We start from the raw sequence: 17,057 nt of genomic DNA, 5'->3' as shown, positions 1-17,057 counted from the left end.
AGCCCTTGTTGTTACTGGGCCATCTTGGCCATGACCGAGGCATAGCCAGCGGCTGAGCCAAGCACGTCGGCCTTGCCCTGGGCGATCAGGATCGCATCGGAAACTTCCCGGAATGCCCCGGTCCCGCCGGAACGTTGCAGCACATGGGAAGCTTGCTGCTGCACGTAGACCGGCGCGTCGGCAACCGCAAACGAAAGGCCACAGGCAGCGAATGCCGGCAGGTCGATGGAGTCATCGCCGATGCAGGCCGTCTGCCTGGCGGTCACGCCTGCTGCAGCCATCAATTGCTCGCAGGCGGCCTTTTTATCCTTGATACCGAACTGACAGAGTTCGACGCCCAGGTCTGCCACGCGCTTGCGCAAGGTGGCCGAGTCACGTCCGGACAGGACGGCCACGCGCACGCCGTTTTCCTCAAGCATGCGCATGCCCATGCCATCGCGGACGTGGAAGCGTTTCAGGCATTCGCCGGTGGCATCATAGAAAATCCCGCCATCGGTCAGTACGCCGTCGACATCGGTGATGACCAGACGAATATCGGCCAATGCAGGCAGGCCTGGCAGTTCCTGGCCGGCCATCAGGGCACGGACCTTTTCCAGGCATTCAGGGGTGTCGACGCCAGGACCGGTCGGCTCGACCACCCAGGCGCGAATGCAGAAGCCGGCGGTCAGCAGGCGCAACTGTTCGAGTTTTTCGGCGTGTTCGATCATTGGCTGGGTCAGGCCCGAGTAGCTGGCCAATACTTCGCGGCGGTAGGCGTAGACCCCGACATGCTTGAGGTAAGTGGCCACTTCGCCGTCACGCGGATAGGGAATCGGCGACCGGCTGAAGTACAGCGCATTGCCGTTGTCCGCCAGCACCACCTTGACGGTATTGGGATTGCCGGCTTCGGCCGAGTCTATCGGATGGCAGAGCGTACCGACCTGAACCGACGGATCGGCGCGCATGCCGCTCACCAGCGTGACGATATCGGCGGGTCTTACCAGCGGCTCGTCGCCTTGCAGGTTGACGTAGATGTCGGCATCAATCTGGCCCATGACTTCAGCCAGCCGGTCGGTGCCCGAAGGATGCTCTGCGCTGGTCATGACGCAGGTCGCGCCAAAGCTGCGGGCCGCGTCGGCAACCCGTTGATCGTCGGTGGCAATTACCACAGTGTCGGCAATCCCGGTTTGCAGAGCGCGCTCATAGACATGCTGCACCATGGGTTTGCCGGCTATATCGGCAAGCGGCTTACCGGGCAGGCGGGTGGATGCGTATCTTGCCGGGATGACGATGGCGACACGTTGTGAATGGCTGGCCATGAAGGATCCTTAAACGGTTTCAGTGCTGCAGAGCAAAAGCGGATCATACCAGTGCCAGCGTCGCTACGAGTCAAAGTTCCAGTTTGTAGCCCACGCCATACAGCGAATGGATGGGATCTTCCTGCGCACTGGTCTGGACAAGCGTGAAGACCCCGAATAACCCAACCTAGAACCTGGCACTCAGGGTCGCGACAACCGATGCCGGTGCCCCCGCATAGTTACCGTCGGTGCCGGCGACGGTTTCGATGTATTTGCGGTCCGTAAGGTTGCGGCCATTGAGCGATACCCGAATGTTTTCATCCAGGTCATAGAACACGCTGGCGTCGACCCGCGCATAGCCGCCTGCGTCATAGCTGTTATCGATATCACCCTGACGCTCGCCGACGGCAATCACCCCGGCACCAAAGCCCAGCCCCTTCAACTGTCCTTCCTGCAACTGATAGCTGGACCACAGCGAACCGCTCAGGGTCGGCACACCTTCAAGCTTGTTGCCGACCTCAATGGTAGTGTCCTTGGTCACTTCGGCATTCAGCGCGCTGATATTGCCAATGATTTCCCAGCCTTCCAGCGGTGTACCGCTGACGTCCAGTTCGACACCGCGTACCCGCTGCTCGCCGGTCTGTAGCGAATAGTTATCGTCATCTGGATCGGTCGCGGCCACGTTCTGGCGTGTGATCTCGAAGGCCGACAATGTGGCGCTCAGGCGCTCCGGAATCAGCTCGAATCTTGCGCCGACTTCATACTGAACGCCTTCCTCCGGGTCCAGCGGGCGGCCATTGCGCTGGATATCGCTCTGTGGCGCGAACGAGGTGCTGTAGCTGCCGTAAAGCGAGAGCCAGTCGGTGGGCTGATAAACCAGTCCGACCCTTGGCGAGACTTTAGCGGGATCGACATCGGTTCGGGTGATGTCGGCAGTACCGAGGGTCGTGTTTTTCTGTCGGGTATCGTCGTAACGGGCACCGACGATCAACTTCCATTGTTCATTCAGGTCGATTTGATCCTGCAGGTAAAAGCTGTAGGCGGTCAGGTCGAAACTGGCTTTTTCACTGAATGCAAAAGGCCCCGGTGTCGCGCCGTAGACCGGATTGAAAATATCGATGGAGGCAAGGGAGGCCCGGTCGCTGCGGCTGCGGCGCTTGCCGTCGATATACTCGAATCCGGCCAGCAACGTATGCGCCAGGCCGCCAGTGGCGAAGCGGGCGATGGCTTCAAACTGCATGTCCAGGGTCTTGATCCGTTCCTCGCCGTCGGTGGCACGGCGGGCCAGGGTACGGTCATCGTCACCAATGCCGCGCAAGTCGACGACATAACGATCCTTGTGCGACTGGTCCCAGCGAGTCATCTGGCGCAGGGTCAGCCATTCATTGACGTCATGCTCGGCGCGATACCAGAGTGCAAACTTGTTGGCCTTGTCCCGCGCCCAGGCTTCGCCCAGATAGCGGTCGGCATTCATGTCGATCTTGCCGTTGACCGGAATCAGCCCGCGATCAAACGGGCTGGTCTGGTCGATGTATTCCATGCCGCCATCGATACGGGTCGACTCACTGGGCTCCCAGCGCAAAGATGGCGCCAGATAGGTGCGCTTGCTGTCGCGAAAGGTATCGCGAAAACCACGCTCGGTCTGGGTGGCGGCGGTCATGCGTCCGGCGAGGGTTCCGGCTTGGTCCAGCGGGCCACTGGCGTTCGCTTCCAGGCGGTAGAAGTCATAAGAGCCCGCCTGAACCTTGACCTCGGCCTCCGGGGTGAAAGCGGGCCTGCGGGTGACCAGATTGATCAGTCCACCCGGATTGCCGCGGCCATACAGCACCGATGCCGGGCCTTTGAGGACTTCGGCGCGTTCGACATTGGCCAGATCGCGCAGTGCCTCGGGGCGCGAAGCCAGCGGGTTGATCAGCATGCCGTCGACCGCATAGTTGGTGGCCTTGAAGCCACGAATCACGAAGCTCTCTGACGAGCCACCATGGGAATTACTGCGCTGCACGCTGCTGACATTGGTCAAGGCGTCCGCGAGATTATTGGCCTGCTGGTCCTCGATCACTTTGCGCGACACCACCTGAATCGATTGCGGCATGTCGCGCAGGGCCGTATCGGTCTTGCTGCCGGTGGCACTGCGAGTGGCCCGATAACCCTGTACTGCGCCGTCGGCATGTTCGATGAATGCATCGGACGTGATGAGCGAAGGCGCCAGATCAAGCGAACCGCTGTCAGGTTGCGCGAACAGCAGCAGCGTGCGGTCATCAGTCAGCGTCCAGGCCAGTCCCGAGCCCTTGAGTAGCTGTGCCAGTGCATCGCGCTCACTGAGCTGGCCATTGACGGCGGGAGCCTGCTTGCCTTGAGCCAACCCGGCATCGAAGCTCAATTGCAGCCGGTTCTGCCGGGCAAACTGCGCCAGCGCCGAAGCCAGCGGCTGGGCAGCGATGCTGTAGCGTGCGGTGTGCAGGTTACCTGCCGTTTCAGAGGCCAGAATATTGTCCATCGGCAGCATGATGGCCAGGGCCAGAGTCGGCAATGCAGGGAAGCGCGACATTGATGAAATCCTTTATACGTCTTGATTGCATTTGAGATAAATTCTCAAATCGATCATTAAAGACGTAGCGCTGCGGATTTTTTTCCACTGGCGGACAAAAAAATCAAAAACTTCCCAGCATGTGCACCCAGGGCGTCACTTGGCGACTTTCAACGGCCAGTGACTGCGCCAGGGCATTGAGCGCACGTTCAGGGTCGTTCAGATCGAATACCCCGGTAATTCTGCGCTGCTTCAAGGCCGGGTCGGCAATCACGATCCAGCCACCGGTGTAGCGCTGCAGGTGCTCGGTAATTTCGGCCACGGTCTGGTTCTCGACGAACAGCGAGCCACTGCGCCACCCCGCGACCTGTGCGGGATCGAGCCGTGAGCGTTCGACCTTGCCCGAGGACCAGTTGAATTTCAGTCGCTGGCCGGGCAGCAGGCGCTCACTGAGCGGCGGCTGTGCATTTTCTGCCTGCACCTGGCCATGCTCCAGAGCGACTTCGGCGTATTGCTCCTTGAGTTGCAGATCGAAGGCTGTACCCAGAACCCTGACCGACAGCTTTCCGGCGTTGGCAATGAATGGGTGTTGCGGGTCGGAGGCCACCTGAAAATAAGCCTGGCCTTGCAACAACTCCACTTGCCGGGCATTGCCACTGGCCAGGCGCAAGGCGCTTTGCGGGCCGAGAGTGACTGCCGAACCGTCCACAAGCTGGATGGTTCGGGTTTCTCCGGCGCCGGTATGATAATCGCCACGCAGGGCAAGCCCGGCCTGTGGCGCGATGAGCAGCGCGACTGCCGCCAGCCCGGCAGCGAGGGCCAGGCTGCTCCAGAGCCGGTAGGGCCGTTGCCTTTTCTGCGCACTCGGAGCGGGCAGGGCAACGGGTTCGGTAATTGATGGCAACTCACCCAGCGCGCCCCAGAGTTTTTCCATCCTGCGCCATGCCGCACGGTGTTCGGGGCTGGCCTGCAACCACTGTTCAAACTCCTCGCGCGCCTGTGGCTCTTCCTGCAGGCGGATCTGCCAGTCACCGGCCTGTTCCAGCGCGTCGTCCTTATGGCTCACAGGGACGAGTCCTGTGAGCTGAAATCTTCGTCGTCCACTTCACGCGCCAGACGCATCAGGGCATCGCGGAGCAGGCGATGTGCGGTAGTCAGGGAAACCTGCAGATGCTCGGCAATCTGCGCCAGCGTGCAACCGCCAAAACGATGCATTTCCAGCGCACGGCGGCTGTTTTCGGGCATCGCCTCAAGCGCGCCGGACAGCCGCTCAAGGGTCATGCTGTGCTGGCACATATCTGCAGGATCATTGATATGTGCCGGTAATAGCCAGCCAGGCGGGGAAAGCTGATGTGCCTGTTCGCGGCTGCGGCTGCGCATGAGGTCCAGCGCCAGATTGCGCACGATCCGGTACAGATACGCGGCAGGCTGTTCTATCGTCGTCCTGGCGCTGGCCTGTTGTGGTACGAAGCGAATCCAGGCCTCCTGCACGATATCTTCCGCCTGCATGCGATCACCGGTGATCCTGGCTGCGTAGCTGACCAGTTCCTGACGAATCCCCAGAAACGTGTACAGGTGCCCGGATGAGTCGGTCATTACAGTGATCCCGAACGTGATGACGGGGCAGAGCTGCCCGAGAAAGGCGCGCAGTGTAGACATTAACGATAAGTATTTTCAATTGAGAGGCATTTCACTCATATCTGCAAGGATGTAATTCTCTTTCACGGCTTCGGCGATTTTGACTAGACTTATTCGGTCGCTGAATCGTTTAATCAGGTTCAGTTGTCCCCATAATTCCAATAAGGACCACCCCATGAAATCGCTTGCCTGGCTTCTCGGTGTTACCGCCATCGCTTCGGCCTCCAATAGCTTCGCCTGGGACTATGTGCTGCTCGATACCGACAAGGCCGCCCAGAACCAGCAGATCACCAGCACCCAGCTCGGGATCAAGACCGACAAACCGTTCACGGTGACGATGCGCACCCTGCATGGTGGTCGCCAGGAAGGCGTGAGCATCATCGAGATCGACAACGGCACCATGAAACTCTCGGTCGTCCCCACACGCGGCATGAACGTATTGAACGCCTCGGTCGGTGATGTGCGCATGGGCTGGGATTCGCCGGTGAAAGAAGTCGTCAACCCGGCCTTTATCGAGCTGAACGGTCGCGGTGGGCTGGGTTGGCTGGAAGGCTTCAACGAGCTGGTGACTCGCTGCGGCTATGAATGGGTGGGTCATCCCGGCATGGATAACGGTGAACTGCTGACCTTGCACGGCCGCGCCGCGAATATCCCGGCCAACAAAGTGACCCTGCATATCGACGAAAAGCCGCCTTACGCCATCCGCCTCAAGGGCGAGCTGAAAGAACAGGCCTTCAAGAAAGTCGATTTCTCGGTCCAGACCGAACTGGTCACCGAACCTGGCAGCGCACGTTTCACCCTCAACGATACGCTGACCAACAACGGCGATTATCCGAAGGAATATCAGGCGCTATACCACAGCAACTTCAGCACGCCGTTCCTGGAGGAGGGCGCACGCTTCGAGGCACCGGTGCAGCAGGTCTCGCCATTCAATGAAAAGGCCAAAGGCGACTTGCCCGACTGGCAGACCTACCGCGGACCAACACCTGACTACGACGAAACCGTCTACAACGTCGTGCCTTATGGGGACGCCAAGGGCGATACCCTCACCGTACTGCACAACAAGGCCGGCAGCCTTGGCGTAGCCATGGGCTTCAACACCCGGCAGTTACCGGTGTTCTCGCTCTGGAAAAACACCGACACTCGTGGCCAGGGTTATGTCACCGGCCTGGAGCCAGGTACCAGCTTTTCCTACAATCGCCGCTACCAGCGTCCGTTGAACCTCGTACCGACCATCGCCCCTAAAGAACAGCGCCAGTTCCAGATCAGCTACAGTTTGCTGGCCGACAAAGGCGCAGTCGACACGGCACTGGGTCAGATCAAGAACATCCAGGGCGACCGCAAAACCGAGGTTCGCCAAGAGCCGCTGGTGGATCTGGGCAAAGAGTAGTTCCCGGCTGGTTGAACGGGCATGGACGGAATTATTTCATTCTCGTTGTTGACATGCCCGGCCAACCAGTCCAGAATTGCGTCCATTCCTGATTCAGGAAGCAGAAAAAACCCTTAAGATTCAACGGGTTGAGGATAAAGCCAAGGCTAAATCCGAAGAGTTCAAAACGGTTGATGTGGTTTTTGTAGCATCAGGCGTCTGAGGCCGAGTAGCAAAATGGTTATGCTGCGGATTGCAAATCCGTCTATGCCGGTTCGATTCCGACCTCGGCCTCCACTATTGAAAACCCCGTAGATTAGCGTCTACGGGGTTTTTTATTGGGTGCTGAAAAGGAAATGTGCTCCCGGCCCGCCAGTGCATCATTATTCGAGCACTCAGGCAGTGCGTATTTCAAGGCTTGAACGCCTGGAGTAGTCTAGTGTTCATAAGCCGATCATCGGCAACAGATTGGCGTGGAGCTTGTCTGAGTTGGTGAAACGACTTTTTAGCAGAGGGCGCATGATGTTTTCAAAATCAGATCTTCAGCGAGTCCTTGAAACGGCTTTTTTGCCATCCAGGTGCGAATGCCTCATCGCTGCGAACGACAGCTTCTCGGTGAAGCTCATAAATCCTGAGTCAGGCGATATCGAGCTGTATGTAACGGGGATGCCTTTATCTGATCTTGCGACCAGCAGATCCATAGCGCGGCTGGTGCTCTCCCTGAAAGAGCAGAGGGACCTCATGCGCCAGATGGACTTGTCCATGAAGCGATTGGCATAGCGCACAAACGAAAAGCCCGGCACTGTGCCGGGCGTATGTCAGCTGTAAGCGGCGTATATCAGTTGATTCCCCACTTGTGCAGCGCGCCAGTGTTGCCCATTCCCATAAAACCGCAGCCTTTGGTTTCGTAATATTCAATGATGCCTTTGGAGTTGACGGTCATCTTTACTGAGCAGGCGGTATATTTACGCTCTGTAGAGTATGTTTCAACGTGTTGTACGTAGCCTTGGGAAGTGTCGGTATAGGCTCCACTGGGCCTGACTTGATCATAATACCCTTCGTCGCTATACCATTCGTAAAATGTATATTCAGGGTTGCTTATTGATCGGGTGACGTACCTGGGCTGGCCCATTGTCGGAGCGAGGCGAGCGACGGCCTGATCTACGTTCTTGCCCATCAGCTCGCTGGCTATGCTCCTCTCGGGGTTTATTGTGCTGCAGCCGGGAAGTCCCAGAATCAATAGCGCTGGCAAGATAAACCTGTACATGTTTTTGGCTGCCGTCATTTTGGGTATACAAATTTTGCGTGGCAGCAAAGAGAGGGGCAATAGTGCAGATGTACTAGTTCGCAATAGTACTGGACTGATTTTTCACCAGATCATGGAACCACCTCTACCCAACACCCACTCACCCTCCAGATCGGTCAGCACAAGCAAGTATTGGCTGGCATGTACATATATCCCGCGGCTGCAAGATCACAGGCATGAGAATGCCGACGGCGCGACCAATTTATTATGACAAAGGAGGGTTGTATGAATCTGATTGCACTGACTGCCTGGATCATTGGTGCGCTGGGCCTGGGAATGCTGCTCGGCGGGATTGTCCTGATGCGCAGTCCGGCGATATTCATTGTCGCGGGCATGGGGTTTCTGGGTTGGACGTATGTGGTTTCCAGGGCGACTGATCGTTTGCAGCGCAGGCAGGCCGTGAGAGGTGGCTAACGAGAATCTGTGACGAGGCCGAAGAATGAAAAGGGTGGCAGGTAACTGCCAGCCACCCCTGTCCGGATCTCTTCAGTCAATCGATGTGCCTTCGCCCACATCGGCCCATGCTTTCCACGTTTCGAGCCGTGCGGCATAGACATGCGGGACGACTTGGGCGGCGAGGGGGCCGAAGAAGATTCGTAGCGGTGGATTTTCTGCATCCACAATTTTCAGCAGTGCCTGACCAACGATTTGCGGATCGGCCATCGGCATGGCGGCGAAATTGGCGTTGACTGCTTCGTGCACTTCTTTATAGGCCGGCAATGGCGCGGAATATACCGAAGAGCCCGCGAACTCGGTGCCGAATGGACCGGGTTCTATGATCGAAACCTTGATGCCGAATGCTGCCACTTCCTGGGCCAGAGAGTCGGCCAGGCCTTCGATGGCTGCCTTCGACGCGCTGTAGGCACCTGTCGCCGGGAACGAGGCGAGGCCGAGCAGGCTGGACAGCATGATGATGTGGCCACTGCCTTGGGCGCGCATATAGGGCAGTGCCGCCTGCGTTACCCAGAGGCTGCCAAATACGTTGGTATCGAATTGGGTGCGGACATCCTGTTCGGTCAGCTCTTCCACAAGACCAAAAACACCATAACCGGCGTTGTTGACGACCACATCCAGTCGGCCGAAATGCTCATGTGCCTGTTTCACGGCGGCAGTTACCGCGGCTTTGTCGGTAACGTCGAGCGCGATGGGCAGTATCGCATCGCCATGGGCGGCAGCCAGATCGGCCAATGAATCGGGGTTGCGTGCGGTTGCTGCTACCTTGTCGCCGCGTGAAAGCGCCGCTTCCAGGAAGCGACGGCCAAAACCGCGGGATGAGCCTGTGATGAACCAGATTTTACTCATGAAATGTATCCGTAGTTGTGTGACTTTGGTTGCTAATAGAGACTCTAGCACACAAGTGGAACTGAGTACCATTTGTGGATTTCAAGCTCGATCTGTACTATCGCGCCATGAAAAAGCCAACTCACACTCCATCTGCTGCCGAGGTTGCACCGCTGTCCCTGCGTGAACGCACACGTCTTGCGATGCGTGCAGAAGTCAGTGATGTGGCGTTTCGGCTGTTCGCCGAACAAGGGTTCGAGAAGACGACCGTCGATCAGATCGCATCCGAGGCAGGGTTGTCGCGCACCACGCTATTCCGGTACTTCGGCACAAAAGAAGAAATCGTCCTCGGCAAACTGGTCGATATCGGCCATGAAATTGCCAAGGCGCTCGCGGCTCGCCCTCTGAGCGAACGGCCCTGGCAGGCGCTGCGCCGCGCCTTCGATGTGGTCATAGAGACTATCGACGGTGATCCGGATCAGTCTTTACCGTTGATGCGGCTTCTCGGCGAAGCGTGCGCCCTGACAACCCGGCAGTGGGAGAAAAAGCAGGGTTGGCAGAGCATTCTGGTGCCGGAAATATCGAGGCGGCTCGCGGATGAAGGGCAGATTGCCGCCGACCTGCACGCCAATGCGCTTGTCTCGGCGGTCATCTCCTGTTTTGACACGGCAATAGATGTGTGGACAGCCAGTGAAGGAAGGGTTTCTCTGGCGGGTCTGCTGGATCAAGCGATGAGCGCGCTTTGCGAGTTGGGCGAATAAAACAAGTAACAGAGGCATTGCGCAACGCCTCGCTGTCTGGCTTAAAGAGCAGTCATCACCTACCTGGTTCAAGCACGTCGACCTGATTTAAACATCGGGTCCAGGGTTATTGCTCTATATCCCTGTCACTTTGAATGCTTGCCTTCGTCCTTGGCGGTCTTTTGAGCCGTTGAATCATGCGCGGTCCCGGAAGAGCCATCTGGACGATGCGCATCGTTATCGCGCTCGACTTCGCCTGACTTATCCGCCGACGGTACGCTCTTCTTCTTTGTATCAGTAGTGTTTTTCATTGTGGCCTCCCGGGCCTTTTCCAACAGGTATTGATGGCTGTCTGAAAAGTGGAGGGCAGAACTACCGAGTTGGTTCCATTGAACCTCCTGTGCGGAGCCCGGTGGCTGACTGCCGGCAGATCTTGCGGCACTTCCTGCTATGGGCGAATATTCGCTGCCTCCGCGGCATTTGCTTGGGTTGCGGGGGAAGACGGATTGTTCGATGACTAACCAGGAGGTTGCAAATGAAGAAAGTGATGTTTGCTGTCGTGCTGCTGTGTGGTTTTTCCCTGAATGCCCAGGCTGCATGCCCGGTGTTCGGCCCGTCCAAGGACCCATGCAGCGGCCCGGTCTTCGGTCCGAGCGTATGCGTGTGTCCATAAGGTAAGTCGAACGGCAGGTTCGGCTGATGCCGGGCCTGCTCGCTGAAGCTGGTTCGGCTTGAATGAACGCAAATGTGTATAACGGAATCATCGGGTAACAAACAAAGAGACTGCCGCAACAGTTTGGCAATTCCTTGTTGTGTGGGGTGCCCCTGGCTGGGTGAAAACTGTTGCAGATAAAGGGTTCTGGTTTTAACAAGTCATAGAAAACATAGAGTTAAAACTCATGCCGGGTATCTGGAAAGTCAGCATATTTATTTTGACGCGAGACTTTTGCTCGATGCCGCAGATCGGTATCAAAGGCCGTTGATGGCACCGCGCTGAGGAAAAATCCAATGTTGGACTAGACTGAGGTGTAATTCGCTAAACAGCGTCACAAGGACGGTCAAATGCTTTCTCATCTCGAATTGCGTCACGTTATGGAAGTCGCCTTCAGGCCCACTGTCTGCAAATGCACCATCACTCCGGACGGATTGATGAGTATCGAACTGAGTAACCCGGAAACTCATATCAAAGAACTGACCATGACCGGGATTCCGACTGCCCGGCTGAGTGGCGGTCGGGCGATTGCCGCCTTGGTGGGAGAGATCAAGGACGAAGCACGCCGGGCCCAGGCTGCTGGCAAGGAAGATATCAAACGGCAAGGCTAGGCGGCGTTGCTCTGGCCTCTATAAAGCTTTCTTGCGAGTATGAGGCCATCTAGAGCTGATCAGTTGTGTGTCTCATGGGGCTATCACCGAAGCGCAAAGTCATTCCACGCAATGCGGTGCGCAAGGCATGGCAGAGCAACCCGCACTGGATCGAAGCTTACGGCTTTTCCGAATACTCGCTGGAAGCCGTATTCGATGACAGTGACGACGTGCGTATTTGCTGGTGCTGTGGCGATCAGGGCTATCAGGAGGTTGCCCACATTATTCCGCACTCCCTGGGCGGCGCGCATGCAGTAGAGAATCTCTTCCTGCTATGTGCCGAATGCCATCTGGCTTCGCCGGACTGCTACAAGAGCCAATACTTCGTTGACTATGTAAACCGAAACGCTGGCAGGTCCAGTCGCCTCATGGCCGAGGCGTTTACCCGGGCATCCGGAAGACTTCTTGAGTTCTTGCAGCAGCATCCCGAGTTGTCAGCAGCAATCGCGGATAAGCAGCCCTCACTCATTACCGAGGACTGTTTGTATCGGCGAACAACTACCCACGGTTCAAGCATTTCCCTCAGCACCAGGCTCGCCCGCGCAGAAATGTATGTGGACGAGTTGATTGAATATGCCCGTGAGCACAATCTGGCCTCTACCATGAGTTCCGATGGCTGTTCAGGCGTAACGTCGGGAGGTGGGTGAGGGGAAGAAGTTGCGGCAATAATTCAGAGTTGCGGCAACTGAAACAACAAGGGCCTACGCACAAACTGCACGTAAGCCCTTGATCTATATATGGTGCCCCGAGCCGGGGTCGAACCGGCACGTCCAGAGGACGAGGGATTTTAAGTCCCTTGCGTCTACCAATTTCGCCATCGGGGCGGTAGCGCCAAGGCAGGGAATATATACATCCCGACCCCATGAAGCAAGCGTGCAAGACCGGCAGATGGCACAAGATGTTACTTTTAGCCATAAATGAAAAGTCTCGGTAAATCATGAGGCTACGAAACCTGCTTGCGGTTGAGGCAGAGGTTCCGGGTCGCGAGGTCCGACATCTGTGTGGCAACCGCTCGCGTCATGATTTTTTCGCGGCAATCTCGATGCTTTCCGCCAGGGTGCGCAGGTAACAGGCCAGTGCGACTTCCTCAAGGTGCAAGCCCTTGCGTTTTCTGCTGGGTGGCAGCTTCGCCAGGTTGCCGAGCAGGAAGCCTTCCAGCACTGCCGGGTGGATATAGCACTTGCGGCAGATGGCCGGGGTGTTGCCCAGTTGCCGTGATACGGCCTTGACCATCTCGACGATGTGTTTTTTGGCATCGGCTTCCGGTTCCCAGTGCAGTTTGCGCAGGGTGGCCAGTGCCTGTGCGCTGGCTGCCCAGGTTCGATAGTCCTTGGCGGTGAAGTCGGCGCCTGTGAGGTCTTGCAGGTAGGCGTTGATATCCGAGGAGCTTACGGTGTGTCGTACTCCGTCATCGTCGAGGTACTGGAAGAGATTTTGCCCCGGTAATTCCATGCAGCGCTTGATCACATTGGCCAGGCGTCGATCCTTGACGCTGACGCGATGTTCTATGCCGCTTTTGCCGCGGAACTCGAATACCACCTGGCTGCCATGCACTTCGACGTGTTTATTGCGCAGGGTGGTCAGCCCGTACGAGCGGTTTTCCTTGGCATAGCGGCTATTGCCGATGCGGATCAGGGTGGCATCCAGCAAGGAAATGACCGTGGCCATGACTTTTTCGCGGCTCAGGCCGGGTTGTGCCAGTTGCGCCTCGATCTGTTTACGAACCTTGGGCAGTGCATGGCCGAATTCGATCAGGCGCGAGTATTTGTCCTGATCGCGGATTTCCCGCCAGCGCGGATGATAGCGATACTGCTTGCGGCCGCGTGCGTCGCGTCCGGTCGCTTGCAGATGCCCGGCCGGGTCGGCGCAGATCCATACATTGGTGTAGGCGGGCGGTATGACCAGCGCGTTGATGCGTGCGATCTCTGCTTGATCGCGGATGCGTTGGCCATCGGTATCGAAGTAGGCAAATTTGCCGCGCAGGATCTTGCGGGTGAAGCCGGGCTGTGAATCGTCGACATAGTGAAGCTCAGGCACAGCAGGTGAACTGGCGGTCGAAGAGGGCATGATCGTGTTTCCAGGTCGGTTATAGACACTGACCGCGCCTGCCCTATGGGGTGCCAATTATTTATCGGCTGTACTCATGCCAGAACCGCTACAGCCTTGATCTGTGCCCAGAGTTGCTGGCCGGGACAGAGATGCATGTTGTCGTAGGAATAGCGAGTGATGCGTGCCAGCAACGGCGTGCCCCCCGCATCCAGGCGTACCAGCCTGTGCGCGGTATTGTCGGCGGCGACTTCACTGATCACGGTGACCGGCAAGCGGTTGAGAATACTGCTCTGATCGTCCGCCTGCAGGTTGAGGCTGACATCCCGTGCCTGCACCTTGACGCGCAAGGTCTTGCCCTTTGTCAGTTCGGCATGGGCAACGGTCAAGGGCAGGTTGCTGCCGGGCAGGGTGATGGTCAGTAGCTGGTAATGAGGATCGTAGGCGCTCACGGTGCCCTCGATTACCACGCCGGCATCGTCGCCCATGGCCAGGGGCAGATCGAGTCTGGCGAGGGTTTCCCTGATCGGGCCGCAGGCCAGGGCGCGGCCTTCCTCAAGCAATACCAGATGGTCCGCCAGGCGTGCGACTTCATCCTGCGAGTGGCTGACATAGAGCATGGGGATTTCCAGCTCGTTATGCAGGCGCTCCAGATACGGCAGGATCTCGCTCTTGCGTCGGCTATCCAGCGCGGCAAGCGGTTCGTCGAGCAGCATCAGCCGTGGGCTGGTCAACAGGGCGCGAGCGATGCCGACTCGCTGGCGTTCACCGCCGGAGAGCTTGTCGGGCTGGCGATCGAGCAGGTGATCGATGCCGAGCAATTCGGTTGCATGCTGCATCTGTATGCTGCGCTCGTTCCTGGGGATGCGCTTGAGGCCGAACTCCAGGTTGCCGCGTACTGACAGGTGGGCAAACAGACTGGCTTCCTGAAACACATAGCCAATCGAGCGTTTGTGCGGGGCGAGGAATATGCCGTTGGCAGAGTCTTGCCAGACCTCGTCGTTGATCCGGATATAACCCAGTTGCGCCTTTTCAAGACCGGCAATGCAGCGCAGACAGGTCGTCTTGCCCGAGCCGGACGGACCATACAGGGCCGTCACGCCGGTGCCCGGCAGCGTCAGGTCAACATCGACCTGAAAGGTCGGGAAAGCCATTTGCAGGCGAACAGCGATGGGCGATGCCATGAATCAGCTCCAGCCTGTTTTGGACTTGCCGCTCGAATAGAGCGCCAGAAGTACCAGAAATGAGAACACCAGCATGGCCCCCGCCAGCCAGTGGGCCTGCAGGTACTCCATCGATTCGACGTGGTCGAATATCTGCACCGACACCACGCGGGTTTTTTCGGGGATATTGCCGCCAATCATCAATACCACACCGAATTCGCCCACTGTATGGGCAAAACCCAGAATGGCCCCGGTGATGAAGCCCGGCCTGGCCAGCGGCAGAATTACATGGAAAAAGGTATCCCAGGGACCGGCCCGCAAGGTGGCTGCAACTTCCAGCGGGCGCGTGCCGATGGCTGCGAAGGCGTTTTGCAAAGGCTGTACGACAAAAGGCATCGAGTACAGCACCGAGCCGATCACCAACCCGGCAAAGCTGAAGGTCAGGGTGCCAAGGCCCAGACTCTGGGTCAGTTGGCCGACAAAGCCGTTAGGCCCCAGCAACAGCAGCAGATAAAAACCGATGACCGTCGGCGGCAGCACCAGCGGCAACGCGACCACTGCACCGACAGGGCCTTTGAGCCAGGAACGGGTCCTGCTCAGCCACAGGGCGATAGGCGTGCCGATCACCAGCAGAATCACAGTCGTCAGCGATGCCAGTTGCAGCGTCAACCAGATTGCCGCGAGATCGGCACTCCCCAGCGGCATTTACAGCTGATACCCGAAGGATTTGATGATGCTGGCCGCCTGCGGACCCTTAAGGTACTCAACCAGCGCCTTGGCGGCTGCGCTGTCCTTGCCCTTGGTGAGAATCACCGCATCCTGCCTGATCGGATCATGCAGCTCGGCCGGAACGATCCAGGCGGAGCCGCTGGCGAGTTTGCCGTCCTTGTAGATTTGCGACAGCGCGACAAGGCCCAATTCGGCATTGCCGGTAGACACGAACTGATAGGCCTGGGTGATGCTCTGGCCTTCGACGAGCTTGGCCCTGGTCGCATCGCTCAGTCCCAGCTTGCCCAGCGCCTGTGTGGCGGCCAGGCCGTACGGTGCGGTCTTGGGGTTGGCGATGGACAGGTGTTGATATTGATTGGCCTTGAGCACGTCGCCCTTGCTGTCGACATAACCTTCTTTGGCCGACCACAACGCCAGGGTGCCTACAGCATAAGTGAAGCGCGAGCCTTTGACGGTGTCGCCTTCCTGTTCAAGCCTGGCTGGAGTGGTGTCGTCGGCGGACAGGAATACCTCGAAAGGCGCGCCATTCTTGATCTGGGTGTAGAACTGGCCCGTGGCACCAAAGGCCGCGACCAGCTTGTGGCCGGTGTCCTTCTCGAAATCCTTGGCGATGGCCTGGATCGGTGCTGTGAAGTTGGCAGCGACGGCGACTTGTACTTCATCGGCAAACGCAGGCGTCATGCCCAGAGCCGCGATGGCGAGGGCCAACGATTTGAGGGTAGTGCGCAGCGGGAACACTCGCATGAAACGGCTCCATGGGTTTTGACAGGGGGGGTGATGAGTGCGCAAATCCCTGACGGCAATTCGCTATATATTTAAATATATAGCGATGGTGTATCTGCATGGAAGCGCTGTTTCAAATGCAGGCAAGTATTTTCAGCCAGTTGCTGTGCCGCTTCGGCAGATATCAGTCTGATTTGACTTTAGAGACGGTCGGTCTAATATTGTCGCCATGACGACATTACCCGCAGCACTCCCCGAAAAGCCAAGACGCCCCGGTCGCCCGCCCAAGGTCGCCCGTGAGAGTCTGGAAACCCGCGAAGCCCTGATCCGTCGAGGGCTTGAAGTCCTGACCGAGCAGGGCTTCACGGCCACCGGTATCGATTACATCCTCAAGGAAGTGGGCGTTCCCAAAGGCTCCTTCTATCACTACTTTGCAAGCAAGGAAGTCTTTGGCCGTGCGGTGCTGGACAGTTATGCCAGCTACTTTGCCCGTCGTCTGGACCGCTGGCTGCTGGATGAATCGCTGTCGCCCCTGGAGCGGCTGGTGGGTTTTGTACAAAACGCCAAGAGCGGCATGGCGCGTCATGAGTACCGACGCGGCTGCATGGTGGGCAATCTTGGTCAGGAAATCAGTGTGTTACCTGAGGGTTTTCGAGTAGCACTTGAAGATATCCTGCTGGATTGGCAGGCGAAGCTCGCGCATTGCCTTAAGTCTGCACAGCTGGCGGGCGAACTGGCCCGGGATGCCGACTGCAATGAGCTGGCCGCTTTTTTCTGGATCGGCTGGGAAGGCGCAGTGCTGCGGGCCAGGCTGGTCAAAGGTGACAAACCCCTGAATACCTTTATTGCCGGCTTTCTTCGTGGCTTGCCGCAATGATTGTTCGGGTCTATTTAAA

Annotated in this window: 19 protein-coding genes and 2 tRNA genes; 9 read left to right on the top strand and 12 right to left on the bottom strand. The window is 57.8% G+C overall.

Annotation, left to right across the window (positions count from 1 at the left end):
- Nucleotides 1-11: 11 nt before the first annotated feature.
- From kdsB to ALQ04_RS08580, 4 genes are all read right to left on the bottom strand, one after another.
- A complete protein-coding gene (kdsB, locus tag ALQ04_RS08595) occupies nt 12-1,298 on the bottom strand; it encodes a 3-deoxy-manno-octulosonate cytidylyltransferase (RefSeq protein WP_122315326.1) in 1,287 nt (428 codons plus the stop codon).
- Nucleotides 1,299-1,464: 166 nt separating this feature from the next.
- A complete protein-coding gene (locus ALQ04_RS08590; protein ID WP_122315325.1) occupies nt 1,465-3,825 on the bottom strand; it encodes a TonB-dependent receptor in 2,361 nt (786 codons plus the stop codon).
- A gap of 103 nt (nt 3,826-3,928) precedes the next feature.
- Nucleotides 3,929-4,870, bottom strand: a complete 942-nt coding sequence (locus tag ALQ04_RS08585; protein WP_122315324.1) for a FecR family protein — start codon at nt 4,868-4,870, stop codon at nt 3,929-3,931.
- Complete coding sequence (locus ALQ04_RS08580; protein ID WP_122315323.1) at nt 4,867-5,400, bottom strand: RNA polymerase sigma factor; 534 nt, start codon at nt 5,398-5,400, stop codon at nt 4,867-4,869. The genes ALQ04_RS08585 and ALQ04_RS08580 overlap by 4 nt, the downstream gene beginning before the upstream one ends.
- Before the next feature lie 217 nt (nt 5,401-5,617).
- Between ALQ04_RS08580 and ALQ04_RS08575 the strand changes: the two genes are divergently transcribed.
- From ALQ04_RS08575 to ALQ04_RS08565, 3 genes are all read left to right on the top strand, one after another.
- Entirely contained in the window at nt 5,618-6,832 is a 1,215-nt protein-coding gene (locus ALQ04_RS08575; RefSeq protein ID WP_122315322.1) for an aldose 1-epimerase family protein, read from the top strand.
- Nucleotides 6,833-7,034: 202 nt separating this feature from the next.
- Nucleotides 7,035-7,108: transfer RNA gene (locus tag ALQ04_RS08570), tRNA-Cys, on the top strand.
- A 225-nt stretch (nt 7,109-7,333) separates the two neighbouring features.
- A complete protein-coding gene (locus ALQ04_RS08565) occupies nt 7,334-7,591 on the top strand; it encodes a DUF1652 domain-containing protein (protein ID WP_122315444.1) in 258 nt (85 codons plus the stop codon).
- Between the two features lie 58 nt (nt 7,592-7,649).
- Here the strand turns inward: ALQ04_RS08565 and ALQ04_RS08560 are convergent, their stop codons facing one another.
- Nucleotides 7,650-8,096: a hypothetical protein gene (locus ALQ04_RS08560; RefSeq protein WP_147466575.1), complete on the bottom strand. Its 447-nt coding sequence runs from the start codon at nt 8,094-8,096 to the stop codon at nt 7,650-7,652.
- Between the two features lie 246 nt (nt 8,097-8,342).
- Between ALQ04_RS08560 and ALQ04_RS08555 the strand changes: the two genes are divergently transcribed.
- Entirely contained in the window at nt 8,343-8,531 is a 189-nt protein-coding gene (locus ALQ04_RS08555) for a hypothetical protein (RefSeq protein ID WP_122315320.1), read from the top strand.
- Between the two features lie 72 nt (nt 8,532-8,603).
- Here ALQ04_RS08555 and ALQ04_RS08550 read toward each other — a convergent pair whose 3' ends face one another.
- Nucleotides 8,604-9,419, bottom strand: a complete 816-nt coding sequence (locus tag ALQ04_RS08550; RefSeq protein WP_122315319.1) for an SDR family NAD(P)-dependent oxidoreductase — start codon at nt 9,417-9,419, stop codon at nt 8,604-8,606.
- Nucleotides 9,420-9,493: 74 nt separating this feature from the next.
- Here ALQ04_RS08550 and ALQ04_RS08545 point away from each other — a divergent pair, with 74 nt between their 5' ends.
- Nucleotides 9,494-10,159 carry a TetR/AcrR family transcriptional regulator gene (locus ALQ04_RS08545; RefSeq protein WP_221033394.1) on the top strand — a complete coding sequence of 222 codons (666 nt, stop codon included), beginning with the start codon at nt 9,494-9,496 and terminating at the stop codon, nt 10,157-10,159.
- Nucleotides 10,160-10,284: 125 nt separating this feature from the next.
- Here ALQ04_RS08545 and ALQ04_RS26910 read toward each other — a convergent pair whose 3' ends face one another.
- A complete protein-coding gene (locus tag ALQ04_RS26910) occupies nt 10,285-10,449 on the bottom strand; it encodes a hypothetical protein (RefSeq protein WP_183142137.1) in 165 nt (54 codons plus the stop codon).
- A 224-nt stretch (nt 10,450-10,673) separates the two neighbouring features.
- Between ALQ04_RS26910 and ALQ04_RS26905 the strand changes: the two genes are divergently transcribed.
- The 3 genes from ALQ04_RS26905 to ALQ04_RS08535 all read left to right on the top strand — a co-directional run bounded on the left by ALQ04_RS26905 (nt 10,674) and on the right by ALQ04_RS08535 (nt 12,147).
- A complete protein-coding gene (locus tag ALQ04_RS26905; RefSeq protein WP_183142136.1) occupies nt 10,674-10,811 on the top strand; it encodes a hypothetical protein in 138 nt (45 codons plus the stop codon).
- Between the two features lie 389 nt (nt 10,812-11,200).
- A complete protein-coding gene (locus ALQ04_RS08540; RefSeq protein ID WP_122315318.1) occupies nt 11,201-11,461 on the top strand; it encodes a DUF1652 domain-containing protein in 261 nt (86 codons plus the stop codon).
- Nucleotides 11,462-11,535: 74 nt separating this feature from the next.
- Nucleotides 11,536-12,147 (top strand): HNH endonuclease, encoded by a 612-nt coding sequence (locus ALQ04_RS08535; RefSeq protein ID WP_122315317.1) that lies wholly within the window; start codon nt 11,536-11,538, stop codon nt 12,145-12,147.
- Nucleotides 12,148-12,238: 91 nt separating this feature from the next.
- Here ALQ04_RS08535 and ALQ04_RS08530 read toward each other — a convergent pair.
- The 5 genes from ALQ04_RS08530 to modA all read right to left on the bottom strand — a co-directional run bounded on the left by ALQ04_RS08530 (nt 12,239) and on the right by modA (nt 16,182).
- Nucleotides 12,239-12,324, bottom strand: a tRNA-Leu gene (locus tag ALQ04_RS08530).
- Between the two features lie 193 nt (nt 12,325-12,517).
- Nucleotides 12,518-13,567 carry a DNA topoisomerase IB gene (locus ALQ04_RS08525; protein ID WP_122315316.1) on the bottom strand — a complete coding sequence of 350 codons (1,050 nt, stop codon included), beginning with the start codon at nt 13,565-13,567 and terminating at the stop codon, nt 12,518-12,520.
- Nucleotides 13,568-13,641: 74 nt separating this feature from the next.
- Nucleotides 13,642-14,730 carry a molybdenum ABC transporter ATP-binding protein gene (gene modC / locus ALQ04_RS08520; protein WP_122315315.1) on the bottom strand — a complete coding sequence of 363 codons (1,089 nt, stop codon included), beginning with the start codon at nt 14,728-14,730 and terminating at the stop codon, nt 13,642-13,644.
- A gap of 3 nt (nt 14,731-14,733) precedes the next feature.
- A complete protein-coding gene (modB, locus tag ALQ04_RS08515; RefSeq protein ID WP_122315314.1) occupies nt 14,734-15,414 on the bottom strand; it encodes a molybdate ABC transporter permease subunit in 681 nt (226 codons plus the stop codon).
- Nucleotides 15,415-16,182 (bottom strand): molybdate ABC transporter substrate-binding protein, encoded by a 768-nt coding sequence (modA, locus tag ALQ04_RS08510; protein ID WP_183142135.1) that lies wholly within the window; start codon nt 16,180-16,182, stop codon nt 15,415-15,417.
- Between the two features lie 208 nt (nt 16,183-16,390).
- On the opposite strand from modA, the gene ALQ04_RS08505 reads away from it, so the two are divergent.
- The gene (locus ALQ04_RS08505) at nt 16,391-17,038 is read left to right on the top strand and encodes a TetR/AcrR family transcriptional regulator (protein WP_122315313.1); all 648 of its coding nucleotides are present in this window, start codon (nt 16,391-16,393) and stop codon (nt 17,036-17,038) included.
- Nucleotides 17,039-17,057 lie beyond the last annotated feature (19 nt).

This window comes from Pseudomonas cichorii (genome assembly GCF_003700275.1).
Lineage (GTDB): Bacteria > Pseudomonadota > Gammaproteobacteria > Pseudomonadales > Pseudomonadaceae > Aquipseudomonas > Aquipseudomonas cichorii_B.
This window is presented reverse-complemented; position numbering and strand designations above follow the sequence as displayed.

What these genes read in the sequence shown, in the direction of transcription:
- modA (WP_183142135.1), bottom strand. Translation starts at nt 16,182, where the DNA reads ATGCGAGTGTTCCCGCTGCGCACTACCCTCAAATCGTTGGCCCTCGCC.
- ALQ04_RS08560 (WP_147466575.1), bottom strand. Translation starts at nt 8,096, where the DNA reads ATGACGGCAGCCAAAAACATGTACAGGTTTATCTTGCCAGCGCTATTG.
- ALQ04_RS08525 (WP_122315316.1), bottom strand. Translation starts at nt 13,567, where the DNA reads ATGCCCTCTTCGACCGCCAGTTCACCTGCTGTGCCTGAGCTTCACTAT.
- kdsB (WP_122315326.1), bottom strand. Translation starts at nt 1,298, where the DNA reads ATGGCCAGCCATTCACAACGTGTCGCCATCGTCATCCCGGCAAGATAC.
- ALQ04_RS08565 (WP_122315444.1), top strand. Translation starts at nt 7,334, where the DNA reads ATGTTTTCAAAATCAGATCTTCAGCGAGTCCTTGAAACGGCTTTTTTG.
- modB (WP_122315314.1), bottom strand. Translation starts at nt 15,414, where the DNA reads ATGCCGCTGGGGAGTGCCGATCTCGCGGCAATCTGGTTGACGCTGCAA.
- ALQ04_RS26905 (WP_183142136.1), top strand. Translation starts at nt 10,674, where the DNA reads ATGAAGAAAGTGATGTTTGCTGTCGTGCTGCTGTGTGGTTTTTCCCTG.
- ALQ04_RS08535 (WP_122315317.1), top strand. Translation starts at nt 11,536, where the DNA reads ATGGGGCTATCACCGAAGCGCAAAGTCATTCCACGCAATGCGGTGCGC.
- ALQ04_RS26910 (WP_183142137.1), bottom strand. Translation starts at nt 10,449, where the DNA reads ATGAAAAACACTACTGATACAAAGAAGAAGAGCGTACCGTCGGCGGAT.
- ALQ04_RS08555 (WP_122315320.1), top strand. Translation starts at nt 8,343, where the DNA reads ATGAATCTGATTGCACTGACTGCCTGGATCATTGGTGCGCTGGGCCTG.
- ALQ04_RS08580 (WP_122315323.1), bottom strand. Translation starts at nt 5,400, where the DNA reads ATGACCGACTCATCCGGGCACCTGTACACGTTTCTGGGGATTCGTCAG.
- ALQ04_RS08550 (WP_122315319.1), bottom strand. Translation starts at nt 9,419, where the DNA reads ATGAGTAAAATCTGGTTCATCACAGGCTCATCCCGCGGTTTTGGCCGT.
- ALQ04_RS08575 (WP_122315322.1), top strand. Translation starts at nt 5,618, where the DNA reads ATGAAATCGCTTGCCTGGCTTCTCGGTGTTACCGCCATCGCTTCGGCC.
- modC (WP_122315315.1), bottom strand. Translation starts at nt 14,730, where the DNA reads ATGGCATCGCCCATCGCTGTTCGCCTGCAAATGGCTTTCCCGACCTTT.
- ALQ04_RS08590 (WP_122315325.1), bottom strand. Translation starts at nt 3,825, where the DNA reads ATGTCGCGCTTCCCTGCATTGCCGACTCTGGCCCTGGCCATCATGCTG.
- ALQ04_RS08540 (WP_122315318.1), top strand. Translation starts at nt 11,201, where the DNA reads ATGCTTTCTCATCTCGAATTGCGTCACGTTATGGAAGTCGCCTTCAGG.
- ALQ04_RS08505 (WP_122315313.1), top strand. Translation starts at nt 16,391, where the DNA reads ATGACGACATTACCCGCAGCACTCCCCGAAAAGCCAAGACGCCCCGGT.